The following is a 15,987-nucleotide window of genomic DNA, read 5'->3' as shown; positions in this document are numbered from 1 at the left end:
GGAACTCCCGGCCCGCCGATGGGCCTCCCGGTCCGGGACCACTCGGGGACCGGGCAGGGACCGAACGACCCTCGTCAGCCCCGCACTCGACACGAACAATCGAGACCATGGAACCCGACCACATCCCCACCGCCCCGGCAGCCCTGGACGAGCGGCGCTGCCTCCGCCTCCTGGCCGGTGCCTCGGTCGGCCGCGTGGTCTACACGGTCGGCGCCCTGCCGGCCGTCCTGCCCATCCGTTACCGGCTCGGCGTCGACGGTAGCGTGCTGCTGCGAGCCGCCGCCCACTCCGAGCTGGTGCGAGCGGTCTCCGGCGCGGTGGTGGCCTTCGAGGCCGGTGAGGTCGACGAGGCGGACGGCACCGGCTGGAGCGTGACGGTGCTCGGGCGGGCGGACGTCTCGGCGGATCCCGCCGGGGCGCCGGCCGCCGCGGAAGCGCCGACGGACCGGCCGCCCGGCCAGGTGTCGATCCGGATCCGGCCCGAACTGGTCGCCGGCGTGCTCTTCCCGGACGTTCCGGCCTGAGCACCGGCGACCCGGGGCCCGGGGGTCAGACCGGCAGCGGGACCGACCAGACCAGCCGGGCACCACCCTCCGCGGGGCATTCGACCGCGAACGACCCGCCCAGTTGCTCGGCCCGCTCCGCCAGGTTCCGCAGACCGCTGCGCCGCCCCTGCTCCGGGATGCCGACGCCGTCGTCCTGCACGGACAACGCCACCCGCCCGCCGGTGGCCTGGAGCACGACCTCGACCCGACCCGCCTTGGCGTGGCGCGCCGCGTTGCTCAACGCCTCGGCCAGCACCGCGAGGACGTGCTCGGCCACCTCGGACGGGACGTCGGTGTCCAGCAGGCCCTCCATGCTCAGCCGCGGCGCGAAACCGAGCACGGCCTGCGCCTGCTCCACCGCCCGCACCGCCCGGGCCCGCAGCCCCTGGCCGGCGGCCTCCTCGCGGGCCCGGAGCCCGAAGATCGTCGACCTGATGATCTTGATGGTCTCGTCCAGGTCCCCCACCGCGCGCAGCACCCGGTCCGACGCACCCGGGTGCTCGATGAAACGAGCGGCACTCTGCAGCGTCATCCCGGTGGCGAACAACCGCTGGATGGCCAGGTCGTGCAGGTCACGGGCGATCCGGTCGCGGTCCTCCAGCATCGCCAACTGCTCGGCGTCCCGGCGGCGTTCCGCCACCTCCAGGGCCAGCGCCGCCTGGTCGGCGAAGCCCAGCAGCGGGCCGATCTCCCGATCCGTGAACTCCGGCCCGCCGCTCTCCCTGGCCAGCAGCAGCACCCCGTCGATCTGCCCCGCGGCCCGACCCAGCGGCACCGCGACCGCCGCCCCCAGCCCGTCGAAGCAGTGCGCCCCGGCGGACTCCCGCGCATCGCCGGCCAGGTCCGCCGTGGTCGCCGGCACCCCGGTGGAACAGGCCGCACCCGGCAGCGACCCCTCCAGCGGCACCGCCAGTCCCGCCCGGCCGGCCGTGTCGCCGCCCAGCGCCAGTTCGACCCGCACCGTGCCGGTCCCGGCCACCGGCACGCACACGTCGGCCAGGTCCGCACCCGTGATCTCCCGCGCCCGCTGCGCGATCAGGTGCAGCACCTCCGAGCGGGAGCCGCCGGACAGCAGCGCGCGGGTGATCTCCGCGCTCGCACTCAGCCAGCGCTGCTGACGCCGCGCCTCCTCGTACAGCCGGGCGTTGTCGATCGCCACCCCGGCCGCGACGGCCAGCGTGGCGATCACCGCCTCGTCGTCGGCGTCGAACTCCTCGCCGCCCTGCTTGTCGGTCAGGTAGAGGTTGCCGAAGACCTCGTCACGCACCCGCACCGGCACCCCGAGGAAGGACCGCATCACCGGGTGGTGCATCGGACACCCCACCGACGACGAGTGCGCCGACAGGTCCTCCAGCCGCAGCGGCGCCGGGTGACGGATCAGCTCCCCCAGCAGGCCCCGGCCGGTCGGGTACGGGCCGATCCTGGCGATCTCCTCCTCCGTCAGCCCCACCGTCAGGAACTGCGACAGCGTCTCCCCGTCCGGCCCGATCACTCCGAGCGCCGCGTACCGGGCGTCCACCAGGACGGCCGCGGCCTCGACGATCCGCCGCAACACCTGCGTCAGATCCAGCTCACGACCGACCGACAGCACCACCTCCAGGAGGCTGTGCACCCGGTCCCGGGTGCCCCGGGCCGCATCGATCCGTGCCTGGAGCTCCTCCAGCAACTCGTCCAGCCGGAGCTGCGGCATCCGCGACCGCACCGTCTCCCTGCCCACAGACTCCTCCTCATCCACGCCAGCGCGCCCGATTCTCGCAGAGAAGGCAGGACAGCGGGGCGGCCCCACCCGACTTCCGGCCCTGCCCGGACCCGGCCGGTCCCGGGACCTTCGGTACCCGGCAGGGGCTGCACGACCCCTGTCCGCGACCACGTACCGGCCACGAGTCTGGTCACCGGACGACACCGCACACCGGTGCGGCGGCCGAAGGACGACCAAGGAGGTCACAGAGATGTCGCACAGCGTGGTGGTGGGGATCGACGGTTCGGTGGAGAGCGCGGCGGCGGCCGAGTGGGCCGCCCGGGAAGCCCGCCGGACCGGACGCACCCTCCGGATGGTCCACGTCGGGGGCACCGAGGCCGACGCCCTCGCCCGCGAACTCGACGGCGTGGGCGGGATCCCGGCGCCGGTCACCGCGATCCGCGACCGCATCGCCGCCGGGCTGCCCGGCCTGGAGGTCTCCTGCGAGACCGTGCCCGGGAACCCGGCCTACGCGCTCGCCGCCGCCTCCCGGCGGGCCGCGCTGCTGGTGCTGGGTTCGCGCGGCCTGGGCGGCTTCGCCGACCTGCTGATCGGCTCGGTCGGGCTGCGTGCCGCCGCCCGCGCCGACTGCCCCGTGGTACTGGTCCGCGCCGGCTCCGACGCACCGCACACGTCCCCCGGGACGGACGGGGCGGTCGTGGCGGACGCGGTGCCCCGGGACGTCGTCGTGGGCGTGCAGGGCGACCGGCCGTGCGACGCCGTGCTCGCCTTCGCCTTCCAGCACGCGGCCGACACCGGCGCGAGGCTGCGGGTGCTGGAGAGCCGTGACACCTCGCACCCGGCGTACACCACGGAGGCGCCGGTGGAGCAGTGGGAGATCCGGGAGTCCCTCGCCCTGGCCGAACAGCTGCGGCTCCAGGACGCGTTGGCGCGCTGGCAGGACAAGTACCCGACGGTCCGGACGGAGGTGGAGGTCTGCCCCTGGAGTCCGGCCAGGATGCTCGTCGAGGCCTCCCGCAGCGCGTCCCTGGTCGTGCTCGGCCGACGCGCCCCCAAGCACCCGACGGCCGGCCCGCGGCTGGGCTCGGTGGCGCAGTCGGTGCTCCACCACGCCCACGGCCCCGTCGCCGTCGTCCCGCACCACTGACGTCGTCCCGCACCACTGACCCGGCCACGGCCGCCGGCGCGCTCCCCCGGACCGGCGGTCCTACGGCTCGTCACCGGCGCCCGGACCAGCCCGGCTCCACCTGCTGCCAGGCGGACTCCCAGTCCGCCTCGGCCCGCCGGTCCAGCGCACGGCGGCGCAGCGCGAAGGCGCCCTCCGCGCCCAGCCCGAGCACGGAGACGGTGCCCAGGCCCGCCAGGACGGCGTCCGACAGGATCCGCTCGGTCGCCTTGGGCGCGCCGATCGGGTTCCCGGCGTCGTCGACCCCGATCCGGACGGCCGTCCCGGTGGGCGTGCCGCTCTGGACCGGGATGCTCCCGGCGCCGGGCCCGGCCGGGTACGTCCAGCGGGCCGGGGCGTAGGCCCGTGAGCCGCCCGCCCGCAGATCGTCCGCCGGCGCCGGGCCCGTGGTCACCGCGGTGACCAGGTGCCGGTGCCCCGCGATCCCCTGCGCGGTCCGCGCCTCCACCCGGTACAGCAGCAGCGCCGCGACCACCGCCAGGGCGAACGTGGCGAGCACGGTCAGGGCGAATGCCGTCACCAGGCGGCTGTACGCCCGGTCGAGCGGGCGGCAGAGCGGATTGTCGTCCCGGCCGACGGCCCGGCGGACGTGCCGGCGCAGCGAGGTGCGCGAGGCCGGTTGCCCGGGTGTGGTGGCTGCGGCGGACATGACGCGCCTCCTCCGTGCCGGGGACGGCGGGTGGTCCCGTCGTCCCAGTCTGCCGAGCCCGCGCCCGCCGCCCGAGGGCCGGTCGGCCCCGCCGTCGGGGACCGTCCGGCCCCCTGCCGCACCCGGCCTGCGGTGGTGCCATGGGGGTATGGAGGGCCGGGCGCCGCCCTCGACTCGCTGCGGCCCGACCGCTTCGGAGGACATCGTGAACGGACCGATCGTCGTCGGCTTCGACGGCTCGCCCGAGAGCCTCGCCGCCACCGAGTGGGCCACCCGCGAGGCCGGGCGCCGTGGGCTTCCCCTCGAACTCCTCCAGGCCTGGCCCTGGCCGACCCGGGACGTCGTCGGCAGTGACGAGGTGTACCGCCACAGTCGTGAACAACTGGCCGCCCGTGAAGCGGAGTTGCGCGCTGCGCGGCCCGGCCTGCCGGTCACGTCCGCGCACTTGAGGGGCGAGCCCGCGGAGGCCCTGGGGCACGCTGCGGAGAGCGCCACCCTGCTGGCACTCGGCTCCCGCGGCCTGGGGCCTGTGCACGGCTTCCTGATCGGCTCGGTGAGCCAGGAGGTGCTCGGCCGGGCGGCCTGCCCGGTGGTACTCGTCCGGGCCGGCGAGGGCGGGCCGGACGGCCCGGTGCTCGTGGGACTCGATCTGGCGCGCCCCGCGGACAAGGTGCTCGCCTTCGCCTTCGAGGCCGCCGCCCGCCGCTCTGCGCCGCTGCGGATCGTCCACGTCTGGTCCCCGCCGGCCGGCAGCGAGTACCTGGCGTCCGACGCGGTCGGCGGCTGGGAGGGCGAGCTGTCCTCCGTCGAACGGAGCCGCCTGTCCGAGGTCCTGGAGCCCTGGCGGTCCCGCTACCCGCGGGTGGAGGTGGCGGCCGATCTCGTCCGGGGCAAGGCCGCCGTCGTCCTCGTGGAGGCCGCGTCGACGGCCCGGCTGGTCGTCCTCGGCCGCCGCCTCCGGCGGAAACCGCTCGGCGCCCACCTCGGGCCGGTGGCGCACGCCGCGATCCACCACGTCCGCTGCCCGGTCGCGGTCGTCCCCCACAGCTGAAGGCCCCGCTTCGTGAAGCCCCCGCCCTGCGGGGACCGCCCGGCGGGCCGACCGGGCCGAACGGCCCACGACCGGAGAGCAACCAGCGCGCGAGCCTGGTGGTGATGAGTGAAAGGTGGAAGCCATGCACACCGTGATCGTGTACGAAAGCATGTACGGCAACACACGCGAGATCGCCGAGGCCATCGCCGAAGGCGTCCACCAGGCCGATCCCGGCGCCGCCGTCGACTGCCTCCCGCTGACCGAGGCCGGCAACGACGTGACCCGCACGGCGGACCTGCTGGTGGTCGGCGGCCCGACCCACATGCGCGGCATGTCCTCCGGGCTCAGCCGCCGGATGGCCGCCTCCGCCGAGGGGCACAAGGCAGGCCACGAGGAGGCCGCCGCCGAAGCCCGGGAGACCGCCGAGGGCCCGGGCCTTCGGCACTGGTTCCAGGACCTCCCGAAGACCGAGCCCGGCACCTACGCCGCCGCCTTCGACACCCGGGTCGCCTCGCCCCACGCCGGAGGCGCCGCCAAGGGCATCGCGAACCGCCTGTCCGGTCACTCGTACGACCTGGTCGTCGAGCCCGAGGGCTTCATCGTCGAGGACAGCGACGGCCCGCTGCGCGCCGGCGAACTCGACCGCGCCCGTGCCTGGGGGGCGGGCCTGGTCTGACCACCGCCGGAGCCGTGCCGCCCCCGGCGCGTGCCGGGGGCGGTCAGGCGTGGCCCTTCGGGTTGTTGATCCACACCTCGACGGTGATCGCGACCAGGAAGAGCAGGACCAGCAGCGCGATCGCCACGGTGACCTTCCGCTCCCGCCAACGACGGCGAGGGCCGCGGTCGAGGAAGGGCACCAGGAGGATCAGCACGAACAGGACCGCGATCGCGACGCCGACCGAGCCGATCCCCCACCACTGCTCGAACGGGAAGAACCACCAGAACATCCAGAGCGGCCTGGTGATCTCGATACCGTCCACCGGCGTCGGCCCGACCACCGGCGGCACCAGGACCGCCAGCACCGAGAGCCCGCCGACCAGGACCAGCCCGAATGCCGCAACCCTCTTGAGGTGCGCGGTGAACGGTTCCGAGACCTCCAGCTCGGGCGCGGGGATGTCCGGGTGGGAGGAGATCCGGAGCCGCTTGACCAGCAGCGCGTGCAGGACGACCAGCATGAGGATCAGCCCGGGGATGATCACCACGTGGCCGGAGAAGAGCCGCAGGAGGATCGGCACCCGGCTGGTCAGCTTCGGTGTGAACCAGATTCCCAGCCCGCCGAGGAGCTTGGCCACGTCGATGTTGTGGGTGAGCGCCTCGTAGCCCTCCTGGTCCCACTTCAGGACGCTGCCGGTGAACACGGCCAGGTAGGCCAGCAGGAACATCAGGGCGCCGACGACCCAGTTGCCCTCGCGGGGCCTCTTGTACTAGGCGTGCAGGAACACCCTCAGCAGGTGCAGCAGGGCCAGGACGAACATCGCCTGCGCGGCCCAGAAGTGCAGCGCCCGCACGAAGGAGCCGATCCACACGTCGACCGCCAGGTCCCGCACCGACTGGTTGGCCGTCTCCGGGACGGGTGTGTAGAACTGCGTGATGTAGACGCCGGTGACCAGCAGTGTCAGGAACGCGACCGCGGTGAGGCCGCCCAGGCTCCAGGTGAGGTTGTTGGCGTGCTCGGGAACGGGGTAGGCGAGCGCCTTGATCCCCAACCGCTCGTCGACCGCGTCGACGGCGCGCCGCCACCACCCGGGCCTCGCGGGTTGCGAGGCCCGCGGGGGCTGGGGAGCGGCGGCGTTCCCGGCCCCGGGTCCGGCGGTCATCGCGGGTCCCCCTTCCCGACGGCCCGGTGCTCCAGCTCGCGGATGGTGTGTGGCGGCCTCCACCGCCGTGCCAGGAACAGTCCGCTGCCCATCGCGGCAACGCCCAGGACGAGCAGGGCGATGTCGCCACCGTTCCTGATCCCCCGTGCGGGCCGGAACTCGTCCAGAACCACGCTCGTGCCGGTCTCGGTGCCGACGGCCGGCCCGGCGGTCGGTGCACTGGCCAGCCGGCCGCCGACCGCCGCGAGCAGCAGCCCGCGTGCCTGCGCGATCTCCTGCTCCCCCGCGTCGGGACGCTCCACGAGCTCCAACGCGTCCCGGACCTTGGCCCCGTCCACACCCGTCTGGTCCGGTGCCTCCGTGGCGTCGTGGATCCGCTCGGCGACGTGGTCGACGGGGGCGTCGTTCGCGATCAGCGCGAGCGCCTGCTCGACCAGCACCGCCGCCTGCATGCTCTCCCCCTCGTGTGCCCTGGCCGGTCCGATCGGCACCACCGTCAGCAACAGGATTGCCGCAGCCGTCAGAACCCGCCGCACCAGCGCACCCGAGCCACCCTGCCCCACGTCCCACCTCCGACACGTCACAACCGTCCCTGCCGCGCAGCCTTCCCCACCGCCCGGCACCGAGCGGGACCGACGCGCCTTCGCGTCACCCGTCCGGTCGGTGGAGTCGGCGGCCCGGGGACCGCCTCGTGGGACGTCGGGGACCACTGGCCCCTTGCCCGGGCCCGACCGGCCCTCCCGTCCCCGCGTCGCGGCGGCCCACGATGAGGGTGGTCAAGGCTTCGCACAGAGCCGGTGACGGCGCCGGCCGGGGCCGAAAGGAGACCACGATGAACGGCTTCGAAACCCGCCGCCCGGTGATCGTGGGCGTCGACCGCTCCGAGGCGAGCCGCTGGGCCGTGCGCTGGGCCGCGGACGAGGCCGCCGGGCGCGGTCTGCCGCTGCACCTGCTGCACGCCCAGGAATGGCCCACCGGCCGACCCGAGGGAGAGGCCGGCCACCACTGGGCGATCGGCCTCCGGGCCGCCGGCGACACGCTGCTGGACACCGCCCGGCTACTGGCCGCCGAACGGCACCCCGGGCTGGAGATCACGCCCAGGCTGGTCGAGGGCAGGCCGGTGCGGGTGCTGCGCGAGGCGGCCGAGGAGGCCGCGCAGCTCGTCCTCGGCGTCCGCCGGCTGACCGAGGCGCACTCCGCGCTGCCGATCGGCTCCAAGGGAGCGTCCCTGGTCGGCCACCTGCCCTGCCCGATCGCCCTCGTCCCCGAACCGCCGGAGGACGTGTCCGGCCCCGGTCCCGTCGTGGTCGGGGTGGACGGCTCCGAGGCGTCCCGGGCGGCGATCGGCTTCGCCTTCGAGGAGGCCTCGCTCGCCGGGGCCGACGTCCAGGCCGTGGTGGTCCGGCGCACCGCCGAGGCCGTCCAGCCGGACCTGGTCGAGGAGAGCCTGGTGGACCTGTCCGAATCCCTGGCCGGCTGGCAGGAGAAGTACCCGGACATCCGGGTGCGGCACGAGGTGCTCACCGGCTCCCCGGCCCCGATGCTGGCGGCCGTCGCGACCCGGGCCCGCTGCCTGGTGATCGGCAGCCGGGGTCTCGGTGGCTTCCGCGGCCTGCTGTTCGGTTCCACCGGCCGCGCCCTGGTGCACCGGTGCACCGTCCCGCTGGTGATCGTCCCGAACGGCGCCCCGGCCTGAACAGGGAGGTTGCCATGAAGACCACGAACCAGGACCGGGCGCACTCCCGCCCGGCCGATCCCGGCGACCTCGGGCGCCGGGTCTCCCACCGCCGCACCCAACTCGGGCTGAGCCGTGAGCTGGTGGCGGCGCGCAGCGGCCTGGACCCGGGGTTCCTGGAGTACCTGGAGACCAACCCCGTCCCGGTCGGCGTCGACACGCTGATCCGGCTGGCCGACGCGCTGGACACGACGGTCGGCTGTCTGCTCGGCAGCGGCGTCGACGCCCCGTCCGGACGGTCCCGCGGCAACGCCCGCGTGCGGCTGGAGGACCTGGACCCGGCGGCCTGCTGGGCCAGGCTCGCCCCCGGCGGCGTCGGCCGGGTGGTGCTGTCGACACCGCACGGCCTGGCGGCGCTGCCCGTCAACTACCGCGTGGTCGACGCCACCGTCGTCTACCGCACCAGGGCGGACGGCGAGCTCGCCAGGGCCGCCGACCAGGACGTCGCCTTCGAGGCCGACCAGTTGGACGAGGTGTTCGCCACCGGCTGGAGCGTGCTCCTGAACGGCACCGTCTCGATCGTCTCCGACGAGGAGGCCGTGCGCTGGTTCAGGAAGCACGCCAACCCCCACCCCTGGGCGGGCGGCATCCGGGACACCTGGATGCGCATCCGGCCCACGGGCATCACGGGCCGGAGCATCCGCCCCGACGGCCCGCCCGTCGTCGACTCCGGATACACGACGTTCGACTAGCGGCTCGCGTTCCCACCGTCCCTTGGTGTTCCAACGTCCCTTGTGTGCCAACGTCCGTTCGCGACCGGAAGGAGCTTCGACGATGACCGCGAAGCCACGTGTTCTCGTGGTGGGCGGGGGTTTCGCCGGCCTGGAGACGGCCTTCGGCCTCCGCCACCTGCTCGGCGACCGCGTCCGCATCTCGCTCGCCGCCGACCGGGAGGACTTCCTCTTCAAGCCCAACACCATCTACCTCCCGTTCGGCGCCGACGAGGCCCCGCTGCACATCCGCCTCCCCGACCCGTTGTTCCGCCGCCACATCGCCTTCCACCAGGGCTCGGTGTCCGGAGTGGACCCCGACGCCCTGGCCGTGGAGCTCACCGACGGCACCCGGCTGCGCGGCGACTTCCTCGTCCTCGCCACCGGTGCCGCGATGCACCCGCAGGAGGTGCCGGGCCTCGCCGAGCACGCCCAGTCCGTCTGGACGCCCCGGCAGATGCGCTCGCTGGGCCGACGGTTCCAGGAGCTCAAGGACGCGGCGCAGGCCGGGCAGCACCGGCAGGTGCTCTTCCTCGTACCGCCGAACAACAAGTGCGCCGGGCCGCTGTACGAGATCGCGCTGATGCTGGACACCTGGCTGCGCCGGGCCGAGCTCCGCTCGCACGTCCACCTCACCTGGACCACCTACGAGTCCGGCTACATCCAGGCCTTCGGGCCACGCCTGCACCGGGTGGTGGAGCACGAGTTCGCGGTCCGGGGCATCGAGGGCCACACCTCGGCCGTGGTCGACAAGGTCGGCCCCGACGAGGTCCGCTACACCGACGGGACCACCCGTCCGTACGACCTGCTCGTCGCCTTCCCGCCCTACGTCGCCGCCGTGGACCACCCCGGCCTGCCCGGCGACGACCGCGGCTTCCTGACCACCCTCTCCGTCACCCGCCAGGTCCACGGTCACCCGCAGATCTACGCCCCGGGCGACGCCGGCGACTTCCCCGTGAAGCAGGCCTTCCTGGCCTTCCTCCAGGCCCACGCCGTGGCCGAGCACATCACCACGATGGTCGATCCCGCACTGCTCGCCCGGCCGCGGCCGTTCGAACCGATCAGCATGTGCGTGATGGAGATGTTCGACCGGGCCACCTTCGCCCAGGTGCCGCTGGAGGAGACCGGCGATCCCGCCCACCCGGTGCGCGTCGCGGCCGACGCCGGAGACCGCTACCGGGTCGGCACCTCCCCGCTCTGGCGCCTCGGCAAGAAGACCCTCGGCCTGTACCTTCCCGTCCAGTTCCGCGCCGGCCGGCCGTTCCACAGCGGACGCCCCTGGCAGGCGATGGAGCTCGCGCTGGACGGCATGGCACGCACCCTCGCCACCGGGCCCGACTGACCGGCGCCACCGGGCCCGACTGACGTAGCCACTGACCGACCGGTCAGTGGCTACGACTGAACTCGCCGGAGCTACGACTGAACTCCGTGCCGGGGGCCTGGAGCTCCCGGCACGGAGTTCAGTCGGTCCCGCTACGCCTGTGGGGTGTCGAGGATGTCCTCGACCGGGCGGCGCGGGCTGGCGGCGCCGGGCGGGCCATAGCCGAGGCGCAGGACCAGCTGGGCGTGGGCGGGGCCGTCGGCGGGGTCGCGCAGACGCCAGCGGGTGTCGGGGATCTCGACGGCCTGGTGCAGCACGGAGGCGCGCAGACCGTGGACGGTGGCCAGCAGCCAGACCCGCTCCATCGCCTGACCGGTGCGCAGCCAGTCGGCCGGGTGGTCGAAGTGGGTGGTGAGGATCGCGAGTTGCGGCAGTGCCTCGAAGCGTCCCGCCGGGGTGGTGTGGTGCGGCGGGTGGCCGGTGAAGCTGCGCATCGGGACGCGGGCGTCGTGGTCGTGCGAGCCGAGGGCGGCGAGCGGGATGCCGTCGTAGGACGGCTCCAGGCGCAGCCAGCGGCGGGTCTCGCTCTCGCGGGTGAGGTCGGCGGCGATCCGCCCCTCGGCCTCGGAGGTGAGCGCGAGGACCCGCCGTACGCCGTGTTCCTCCAGCATGGTGAGCGTGACGCCCTCCGCCTGGGCGGCCGAGATGAGGTCGGCGACCAGCGCCTCGGGGACGTCCCGGTTGGTGAACGGCTGTCGGCTGGAGTGCCGCGCGGCGATCGCCCGGTAGAGGTCCTTGCCGAACGGCTCCGGTGCGCGGGCCGGCGCGGAGAGGTCGACGACGGCGCACGGCTGCACGCCCGCGCCGGCCGGCAGCAGCCGGACGCCGGCCTCGCGGCCGAGGTGGGCGGCGGCCACGCGCAGGTTGAACAGGGCGGCGCCGATCGAGATGTGCAGCGCCCGGCCGTCCGGGTCGGCGACCGGGACGGCCCGGCGCGGGTCCGCATGGACCTCCAGGCCGAGCAGGTCCGGGGTGGGGCGGAAGCGCCAGGGCTGGCTGTTGTGCAGCGACGGCGCCGCGCCACCGGCCTCGGCCAGCAGGCGCAGGTCCGTGGCGGTGAGGGCGGTTTCGGTGGTCATGGTCATTCACTCCCAGCTCCCGGCGGGGAGCGCCGGTGATACGAGCATCCGCCGGGCCGGTGGTGCCGGGCGAGGGTCCAACGGCCCTTCGCCCACGGCCGAGCGGCACCGAATGCCGCGTGCCGGTGGTCCCCGGTGCGCGAGGCGGTGCCGGGGCGAGCAGGCGCCGGGGCGAGGAGGTGCCAGGGCCAGGAGGTCCCGGGACCATCGGGGTCGTTGGGCCCTTGTGACCGGGCTGGCCTGGGGTGATCCTTGTGGCCGCACGGACGCAGACAGATCGGCCGGCAGTCAGCAGAAAGGCCTGGACCCATGGGCGAGGCGATCACGGTGAAGGCGTTCGAGGGCCTTCCGCACGAGATCCTGGCCGAGGCTCGTGCCCGCATCGCGGCCGTGGCCGCCGCCGCCGGCGTGAGCACTCTCGTGGAGGCGTTGCGCATCCGGCTGGAGGGCGTCGCCGGCGGGGTGTTGGCGCAGGTGAACGCCGAGGTCGACGGCCGCCGCATCCGCATCCAGGAGGCGGCCGGGTTCGGCGAGGCACTGGACCGGGTGACGGAGGCGCTGCGCGAGCGGATCGGGGCCGTCACGGGGAGCTGGGCGCCGCGCCCGTGGCCGCTCGCCCCGCGTCGCGGTGCGGCCGTCGTCGCCGTCCCTGCGGGCGGCGGCCCGAAGGTGGTACGGGTCAAGGAGCCGTCACTGGTGTGGTGCTCCCCGGAGGCCGCGACCCGGACGATGGACGCGATGGACTACGACATCCACCTGTTCACCGACCCGGCGACGGAGACCGACGCCGTGGTCTACCGGGTGGGGCCGACCGGCTACCGGCTGGCCCGCACCACTGCGGCGGCCCCGCCCCGGCGCGGCTCCGTGCCGCTCACGCTCAGCCCGTGTGCCGCGCCGCGTCTGAGTGAGGCCCAGGCCGTCGGACGCCTGGTGGACGCCGAACTGCCGTTCCTGTTCTTCGCGCACCCGGTCAGCGGGCGCGGAAGGGTGCTGTACCGGCGCTTCGACGGCCACCTGGGCCTGATTGCAGGGAAGGCGTGAGCAGGCGGTACGCGCTTCGCGAAGCGACCGCCGGGACCAGCGAGGTGAGGACATGAGTGACGAGTCGGTGCGCCGCCAGGTGATGACCCGCGGCCACCGGGAACAGGTGCCGAGACGGATGGTCCCGCTGGCGGAGGAGGAGGCGCTGCGACTGGTCGGCAGCGTGCCGTTCGGGCGCGTGGTCTTCACCCATCACGCCCTGCCGGCCGTCCGCCCGGTCAACCATGCCGTCCTGGACGGCTGCGTGGTCTTCTGCACGCCGGAGGGCGCGGCGATCGCGTCGACGGTCACCGACGCGCCCGGGGCGGTCACCGCCTACCAGGTGGACGCGATCGACCCGCACACCCGTCTGGGGTGGAGCGTGGTGGTCACCGGCTACGCCCGCATGGTGACCGACCCCGTGGCCGTGGCCCGGCACCGGGCGCTGCTGAGCCCGTGGGTGGAGGGGGCCATGGACCACATCGTGCGGATCAGCCCGGAGATGGTCACCGGTTTCCGGCTCGTCCCCCGCGACTAGGGTCCGGCCGGTTCGCCCGGTCCGACTGGTCCGGCCGGTCCGGCCGGTTCAGCGGGTCCAGCCGGTCCGGCCGGTTCAGCCGCAGAGGGTGGCGAAGGTGTAGCCGCGGGCCTTCAGGGTGGACAGGATCGTCGGCAGCGCGGCGGCGGTCTGGCTGCGGTCGCCGCCGCCGTCGTGCAGCAGGATGACGGAGCCCGGTCGGACGTTGTTCAGCACCCGCGACTGGATGGCCGCCGTACCCGGCCGCGACCAGTCGGTCGGGTCCACCGACCAGAGCACGACCTGCTTGCCGAGCGCGGCCGCCCGGGAGCGGACGGTGGAGTTCACCGCCCCGTACGGCGGCCGCAGGCAGGTGGGGGTCCGCCCGGTCTGGGCGCGGATCACCCGGTCGGTGCCGGCGATCTGGGAGGAGACGGCGGAGCCGGAGAGCCGGCGCAGGTCGGGGTGCGACCAGGAGTGGTTCTGCACGCTGTGGCCCTGCCGGGCGACCTGGGCGGTGATCGCCGGGTGCGCGGCGACGTTCTCCCCGATCTCGAAGAAGGTCGCCCGCACCCCGTACCGGGAGAGGATCCCGAGGATCCTGGGCGTGTAGGTGGGGCTGGGCCCGTCGTCGAAGGTGAGGTAGACGACCTTGCCGGAGGCCGCCTCGGCGGGTGCGGCCGGGATCGCGACCGCCGCCGCGGCCGTCAGGGCGACGGCCAGCGCACCCATCGCGGTCCTGAACCGTCCCGTCCGTCCAACTCCCGTCCGTCCAACTCCCGTCCGTCCAACTCCCGTGCGCCTGCCGGTTCGTGCGGACATGGCCACCCCCTGGTCTCGGAGCTCCCCGGTACCGGACAGTCTGCGCCGACCCGGGGCGGGGTCGCGACCCGCCGGAGGTGAATTCGGCCAGCCTCTCGGGGGGTTGACGCCGAGCGCCCCCGGCGGGGTTCGCCGGGGGCGGTGACCCCGGTGCGGGGCCGGGGTGTTCAGCGCGAGCCGCGGCCGTGCAGGACCAGCGCCCGGGTGAGTGACACCAGACCGGCCGTGCAGAGCAGCGTGCGCAGCATGTTGGTGGCCACCCAGGTGCCCTCGAACTTGGTGCGCACGGCGGCGAAGTCGTGGATCTGGGACGGGTCACCGGCCTGCGCCAGCTCGTTGTTGAGCGGGATGTTGACGCCCATGGTGACCATCAGCGCGGCCACGTAGAGCACGGTCGCCGCGGCCGCCCACAGCGCGGCCTGCCGCCGGCCGGCCTTGTGCTGGAGCCAGGCCGCCACGCCGGTGGCGACGAAGGCACCGACGAAGACCAGCCCGAACAGCCCGTTCTCGATCGACTTGTTGATGTTCTGCATGGCCGTCACGTAGGTCCGGTCGTCACCGGCGGCCAGGCCCGGCATCACCGAGACGTCGAAGGCGAAGAACAGGCCGGCCATCAGGCCCATGGCGATGGTGGCGCCCACCAGGACGGGCCCGGCGGCCTTGCTCCGGGTGGCGGGGGCGGCCGGTGCCGGGCCGCCGAGGGCGCCGTAGGCCGGCGGGGTGGTGTAGGAGGCTGGAGTCGGGGTCTGGTGCGAGCTCATCGGCATTCCTTCGGTTTCTCCCCGGTCCCCGCCCTGCGCGGGGACCCTCACGGCACCGGATGCCGCCTCCCGCCCCCTCCCGGAGCCGGCCCGGGCGGGAGTTCAGGAAGCGGGCGACGCCCGGTGCCGACGATCAGTGGTGTGGACCAGTGGACGGACGGAGGGGCGGGAGGGGGGCCGGTCGGCCCGGCCGCCGCGGTTCACACCTGCCAGACGCCGGTGGCCGCGGCCTCGCGGGCGTACTCCGCGAAGTCCTTCGGCGCACGACCCAACGCCTGCCACACCCCGTCCCCCAACGACGCGTTACGACCGTCCAGGATCACCGAGAACAACTCCGCAAACTCCCCCGGCAACCCCGCCTCGTCCAACACCCGCCGGTACTCCCCCGCCGACACCGCCTCGAACCGCACCTCACGACCCGTCGCCCGCGACAACTCCACCGCCACCTCCGCGAACGACAACAACCGCGGCCCCGTCAACTCGTACACCCGACCCGCATGCCCCGGACCGATCAACGCCGCCACCGCCACATCCGCGATGTCATCCGCATCCACGAACGGCTCCACCGCACCCCCCACCGGCAACGCCAACACCCCTGCCCGCACCGGATCCAGGAAGAAACTCTCACTGAAGTTCTGGTTGAACCACGCACACCGCACCACCGTCCACGCGGCCCCCGCCTCCATCACCGCCTTCTCCCCCGCCTCCGCAGCCTCCTCACCACGCCCCGACAACAACACCAACCGTCGCACCCCACGCTCCACCGCCAACCGCGCGAACGCCCCCACCGCCTCCACCGCCCCCGGAAACGCCAGATCCGGGTAATACGTCAGATACGCCGCACTCACCCCCTCCAACGCCCCCTCCCACGTCCCCTCGTCCTGCCAGTCGAACCCCACCGCACCCGACCGCGACCCCACCCGCACCCCGTACCCCAACGCCGACAACCGCTCCGCCACCCGCCGCCCCGTCTTCCCCGTCCCCCCGACCACCAGCACCACACCCGCATCCACCGGCAGAACCCCAGCACCCG

General features: G+C 74.3%; 16 protein-coding genes and 1 pseudogene. 9 read left to right on the top strand and 8 right to left on the bottom strand.

Translation table 11 applies throughout. The features are described 5' to 3' along the window. The first annotated feature begins 107 nt into the window (after window positions 1–107). Window positions 108–524, top strand: a complete 417-nt coding sequence (locus ABTY15_RS32860) for a pyridoxamine 5'-phosphate oxidase family protein (protein ID WP_350603650.1) — start codon at window positions 108–110, stop codon at window positions 522–524. Between the two features lie 25 nt (window positions 525–549). Here ABTY15_RS32860 and ABTY15_RS32855 read toward each other — a convergent pair whose 3' ends face one another. Beyond that, window positions 550–2,235: a GAF domain-containing sensor histidine kinase gene (locus ABTY15_RS32855; RefSeq protein ID WP_350603757.1), complete on the bottom strand. Its 1,686-nt coding sequence runs from the start codon at window positions 2,233–2,235 to the stop codon at window positions 550–552. Between the two features lie 259 nt (window positions 2,236–2,494). Here ABTY15_RS32855 and ABTY15_RS32850 point away from each other — a divergent pair, with 259 nt between their 5' ends. After that, window positions 2,495–3,391 carry a universal stress protein gene (locus tag ABTY15_RS32850; protein WP_350603648.1) on the top strand — a complete coding sequence of 299 codons (897 nt, stop codon included), beginning with the start codon at window positions 2,495–2,497 and terminating at the stop codon, window positions 3,389–3,391. A 70-nt stretch (window positions 3,392–3,461) separates the two neighbouring features. On the opposite strand, the gene ABTY15_RS32845 is transcribed toward ABTY15_RS32850, so the two are convergent. Beyond that, the gene (locus ABTY15_RS32845; protein ID WP_350603644.1) at window positions 3,462–4,079 is read right to left on the bottom strand and encodes an Rv1733c family protein; all 618 of its coding nucleotides are present in this window, start codon (window positions 4,077–4,079) and stop codon (window positions 3,462–3,464) included. Between the two features lie 205 nt (window positions 4,080–4,284). Here ABTY15_RS32845 and ABTY15_RS32840 point away from each other — a divergent pair, with 205 nt between their 5' ends. Next, a complete protein-coding gene (locus ABTY15_RS32840; RefSeq protein ID WP_350603641.1) occupies window positions 4,285–5,130 on the top strand; it encodes a universal stress protein in 846 nt (281 codons plus the stop codon). Window positions 5,131–5,254: 124 nt separating this feature from the next. Continuing rightward, complete coding sequence (locus ABTY15_RS32835; protein WP_350603640.1) at window positions 5,255–5,788, top strand: flavodoxin family protein; 534 nt, start codon at window positions 5,255–5,257, stop codon at window positions 5,786–5,788. 43 nt (window positions 5,789–5,831) lie between these two features. On the opposite strand, the pseudogene ABTY15_RS32830 reads toward ABTY15_RS32835, so the two are convergent. Together ABTY15_RS32830 and ABTY15_RS32825 are read right to left on the bottom strand one after the other, a co-directional pair. Then, window positions 5,832–6,929: pseudogene (locus tag ABTY15_RS32830) on the bottom strand (cytochrome b N-terminal domain-containing protein). Continuing rightward, a complete protein-coding gene (locus ABTY15_RS32825) occupies window positions 6,926–7,381 on the bottom strand; it encodes a hypothetical protein (RefSeq protein ID WP_350603637.1) in 456 nt (151 codons plus the stop codon). Before ABTY15_RS32825 ends, ABTY15_RS32830 begins: the two are co-directional and overlap by 4 nt. A gap of 380 nt (window positions 7,382–7,761) precedes the next feature. Here ABTY15_RS32825 and ABTY15_RS32820 point away from each other — a divergent pair, with 380 nt between their 5' ends. From ABTY15_RS32820 to ABTY15_RS32810, 3 genes are all read left to right on the top strand, one after another. Then, window positions 7,762–8,625, top strand: a complete 864-nt coding sequence (locus tag ABTY15_RS32820; protein ID WP_350603635.1) for a universal stress protein — start codon at window positions 7,762–7,764, stop codon at window positions 8,623–8,625. A 14-nt stretch (window positions 8,626–8,639) separates the two neighbouring features. Then, on the top strand, window positions 8,640–9,356 hold the full coding sequence (locus ABTY15_RS32815; protein ID WP_350603632.1) for a helix-turn-helix domain-containing protein: 717 nt from the start codon (window positions 8,640–8,642) through the stop codon (window positions 9,354–9,356). Between the two features lie 82 nt (window positions 9,357–9,438). Further along, a complete protein-coding gene (locus tag ABTY15_RS32810; RefSeq protein ID WP_350603630.1) occupies window positions 9,439–10,716 on the top strand; it encodes an NAD(P)/FAD-dependent oxidoreductase in 1,278 nt (425 codons plus the stop codon). A 131-nt stretch (window positions 10,717–10,847) separates the two neighbouring features. Here the strand turns inward: ABTY15_RS32810 and ABTY15_RS32805 are convergent, their stop codons facing one another. Continuing rightward, window positions 10,848–11,834: an Acg family FMN-binding oxidoreductase gene (locus ABTY15_RS32805; protein WP_350603625.1), complete on the bottom strand. Its 987-nt coding sequence runs from the start codon at window positions 11,832–11,834 to the stop codon at window positions 10,848–10,850. A 309-nt stretch (window positions 11,835–12,143) separates the two neighbouring features. Between ABTY15_RS32805 and ABTY15_RS32800 the strand changes: the two genes are divergently transcribed. Next, complete coding sequence (locus ABTY15_RS32800; RefSeq protein ID WP_350603621.1) at window positions 12,144–12,875, top strand: sigma 54 modulation/S30EA ribosomal C-terminal domain-containing protein; 732 nt, start codon at window positions 12,144–12,146, stop codon at window positions 12,873–12,875. Window positions 12,876–12,927: 52 nt separating this feature from the next. Beyond that, on the top strand, window positions 12,928–13,392 hold the full coding sequence (locus ABTY15_RS32795) for a pyridoxamine 5'-phosphate oxidase family protein (RefSeq protein ID WP_350603617.1): 465 nt from the start codon (window positions 12,928–12,930) through the stop codon (window positions 13,390–13,392). Window positions 13,393–13,467: 75 nt separating this feature from the next. Here the strand turns inward: ABTY15_RS32795 and ABTY15_RS32790 are convergent, their stop codons facing one another. From ABTY15_RS32790 to ABTY15_RS32780, 3 genes are all read right to left on the bottom strand, one after another. Next, window positions 13,468–14,103, bottom strand: a complete 636-nt coding sequence (locus ABTY15_RS32790) for a polysaccharide deacetylase family protein (RefSeq protein WP_350603613.1) — start codon at window positions 14,101–14,103, stop codon at window positions 13,468–13,470. A gap of 257 nt (window positions 14,104–14,360) precedes the next feature. Further along, window positions 14,361–14,954, bottom strand: a complete 594-nt coding sequence (locus ABTY15_RS32785) for an anthrone oxygenase family protein (RefSeq protein WP_350603610.1) — start codon at window positions 14,952–14,954, stop codon at window positions 14,361–14,363. 200 nt (window positions 14,955–15,154) lie between these two features. Then, window positions 15,155–15,967, bottom strand: a complete 813-nt coding sequence (locus tag ABTY15_RS32780; RefSeq protein ID WP_350603754.1) for a Rossmann-fold NAD(P)-binding domain-containing protein — start codon at window positions 15,965–15,967, stop codon at window positions 15,155–15,157. Window positions 15,968–15,987: the final 20 nt, after the last annotated feature.

Source organism: Kitasatospora sp. NPDC097643 (assembly GCF_040302625.1).
Lineage (GTDB): Bacteria > Actinomycetota > Actinomycetes > Streptomycetales > Streptomycetaceae > Kitasatospora.
The sequence above is the reverse complement of the archived record's forward strand: the minus strand, read 5'-3'. Positions and strand labels throughout refer to the sequence as shown.

Coding starts and splice junctions, on each gene's coding strand:
- ABTY15_RS32845 (WP_350603644.1), bottom strand. CDS start 4,079: ATGTCCGCCGCAGCCACCACACCCGGGCAACCGGCCTCGCGCACCTCG.
- ABTY15_RS32810 (WP_350603630.1), top strand. CDS start 9,439: ATGACCGCGAAGCCACGTGTTCTCGTGGTGGGCGGGGGTTTCGCCGGC.
- ABTY15_RS32790 (WP_350603613.1), bottom strand. CDS start 14,103: ATGGGTGCGCTGGCCGTCGCCCTGACGGCCGCGGCGGCGGTCGCGATC.
- ABTY15_RS32850 (WP_350603648.1), top strand. CDS start 2,495: ATGTCGCACAGCGTGGTGGTGGGGATCGACGGTTCGGTGGAGAGCGCG.
- ABTY15_RS32855 (WP_350603757.1), bottom strand. CDS start 2,235: ATGCCGCAGCTCCGGCTGGACGAGTTGCTGGAGGAGCTCCAGGCACGG.
- ABTY15_RS32825 (WP_350603637.1), bottom strand. CDS start 7,381: ATGCAGGCGGCGGTGCTGGTCGAGCAGGCGCTCGCGCTGATCGCGAAC.
- ABTY15_RS32815 (WP_350603632.1), top strand. CDS start 8,640: ATGAAGACCACGAACCAGGACCGGGCGCACTCCCGCCCGGCCGATCCC.
- ABTY15_RS32805 (WP_350603625.1), bottom strand. CDS start 11,834: ATGACCACCGAAACCGCCCTCACCGCCACGGACCTGCGCCTGCTGGCC.
- ABTY15_RS32835 (WP_350603640.1), top strand. CDS start 5,255: ATGCACACCGTGATCGTGTACGAAAGCATGTACGGCAACACACGCGAG.
- ABTY15_RS32800 (WP_350603621.1), top strand. CDS start 12,144: ATGGGCGAGGCGATCACGGTGAAGGCGTTCGAGGGCCTTCCGCACGAG.
- ABTY15_RS32820 (WP_350603635.1), top strand. CDS start 7,762: ATGAACGGCTTCGAAACCCGCCGCCCGGTGATCGTGGGCGTCGACCGC.
- ABTY15_RS32795 (WP_350603617.1), top strand. CDS start 12,928: ATGAGTGACGAGTCGGTGCGCCGCCAGGTGATGACCCGCGGCCACCGG.
- ABTY15_RS32860 (WP_350603650.1), top strand. CDS start 108: ATGGAACCCGACCACATCCCCACCGCCCCGGCAGCCCTGGACGAGCGG.
- ABTY15_RS32785 (WP_350603610.1), bottom strand. CDS start 14,954: ATGAGCTCGCACCAGACCCCGACTCCAGCCTCCTACACCACCCCGCCG.